A 2062-nucleotide genomic window follows, 5' to 3' on the forward strand; every position below is an offset into this window, starting at 1 on the left:
AGCACTAACGAGTCTTCCTATACTGAAAGTTTTAAGAGAACAGAAAAGGTATCAACAATTACCTTCCAACTTGCAAATGTAGCAGCAAATGGGGAGGCCATTAATGATACTCTTCAAGTAAAGCTTTCTGATTTACTACCAACTGACTGCACTATTTCTAAAACCTCTAGCAGTAATACTTTCTCTGTTGCATATAAAAATGATGACCTAGTTGAGCCTAAAATAATAATTAATACTTACACTATTCAAAGTGAAAAAAAAGAATCTACTTGGGTAATCTGTGATGAAGATGGAAATAGTTTTTCTCCAAAAGAAAAGAAAATAAAAACAGCAACTGACAACCAAACTATTAATCTTTATGCAAAGCAAACTGAGTTTAGTTTCCCAAATATTAGTGGGCGTCTTAATAATTCTTCTACAAGTGGTAGTTCTGGAACATCAGCTACTAATACAAATGGTAGTACTGGAACATCAGCTGATGATAATATAAAAATTATTCTATATGCAAAACCAACAACAGGAGATGATATAAAGCTTGGTGAAGCAACCACAACAGTTAGAAGAATTACAGATACTATTGTTGAACATGGAGTTTTTACTATTAATACTGATTCTTCATATAAGTGGACACCTGGTGAGTATGAAGGAAAGTATGCAACATTTGCGAATAGTGGCTATACCTTAAAATTAGTTATAGGTAATAATGAAACAAGTGCAAATACAAAAGTTATTAATACAACTAACTATACAACTCAAAGCAACACAATTAATGTAGGAGAAATTACAATACCATGATGAAGAAGTTTATTTTTTTCATTGTAGTTTTGTTAATTTCTAATACTATATTTGCTACTGAGACATACAATTATGATTCACTAGCATCCTCTTTAAGGTTAAATAATACAAAGCTACAAGCTGCATATCAGGATGTTGTACAGGCTAAGCTAGATACAAAGGATGCTAAAGCAAATTATCATCCTACTATCGATTTAACTGTATCAGGCTCATACATTATTAACCCAATTGGGCCTATTACAGTTAATGCGTCTGAATTGGGATTACCATATAACCAATACATAACGCTTTATAAGGGTATGGAAAATACTCTTTATCAAACAAGCCTTTCATTGCAGCAGCCAATATTTACTTGGGGTAAAATTTCTAATGGAGTAAAGGCTCTTAAGGAGGTTGAGAGTGTCAGAAGCCTCCAGCTGACAGATACTGAAAACCAGCTTAATGCAGAGTTAAAGTCCCGTCTTTCAGCCATTTACTACATGGATGATATTATTTCCCTATTAAATGAACAAAAGAGCTATGCAGATCGCTTAGTAGAGCTTGCCCATGCAGCACAAGAGCAAGGTATTATGCTTGCGCAGGAAGTGAAGGAAAATGAAATTAATGCTCTACAGGTTGATGTCACATTAAGTGAAATAAGTGCTCAATATTCATCAAATCTTACAGCATTAAGAACCATGACTGGTCTTTTAGATTTAACTAGAGAGGATATTTCATACATCCCTGATGAAGAAAGCTTTTATTCTCTTGCTAAAGAAGATAGAAATGCACTAATAAAGAGTGCTACAAGCCAAAGCCAGCCTACTCTCCAAATGCTTACCCATATGCAAAGTGCAATGGAATATAGTGAAAAGGTAAGCAAAGCAAGTGTCTATTGGAAGCCAGACTTTGCACTACAGGTCTCAGCATCCTATGGAGGAAGTCGTCTTCCTTTAGTAGAAACAGACTGGTATAGACAGGATGATTACAGTGGCATGGTAACTGTAGCTTTTAAGACTACTATTTGGGATGGAGGAAAGGCTTTAAACAATATTAAAAGAAGTGAGAGTAATGTCGCTAATGCTGTTATCTCTCGTGATGAAGCGATAAATACTATTATCACCACACTCTCTGAGCAATTTGCAAATCAAGATATGGCGATTGCAAAGATTAGCTATCTTGATCTAAAGGAAGAAACCTTAGTATCAAAGGTTGAACAAAAAATTCTGCTTCAAAGCTATGGAAATGCATCAGAAGCAGATGTATTGAATGCAAAGATAGAGCTAAC

At 34.7% G+C, this 2062-nt stretch carries 2 protein-coding genes; both read left to right on the top strand.

Annotated features, from left to right (window positions below):
- Positions 1-795 (top strand): hypothetical protein (locus SOY52_RS03010; RefSeq protein ID WP_320847503.1); only part of this gene is annotated, 795 nt, incomplete at its 5' end.
- A partial coding sequence (locus tag SOY52_RS03015) for a TolC family protein (RefSeq protein ID WP_320847504.1) occupies positions 792-2062 on the top strand: 1271 nt, incomplete at its 3' end. The genes SOY52_RS03010 and SOY52_RS03015, both read left to right, overlap by 4 nt.

This window comes from Bullifex sp., assembly GCF_034103065.1.
Lineage (GTDB): Bacteria > Spirochaetota > Spirochaetia > Sphaerochaetales > Sphaerochaetaceae > Bullifex.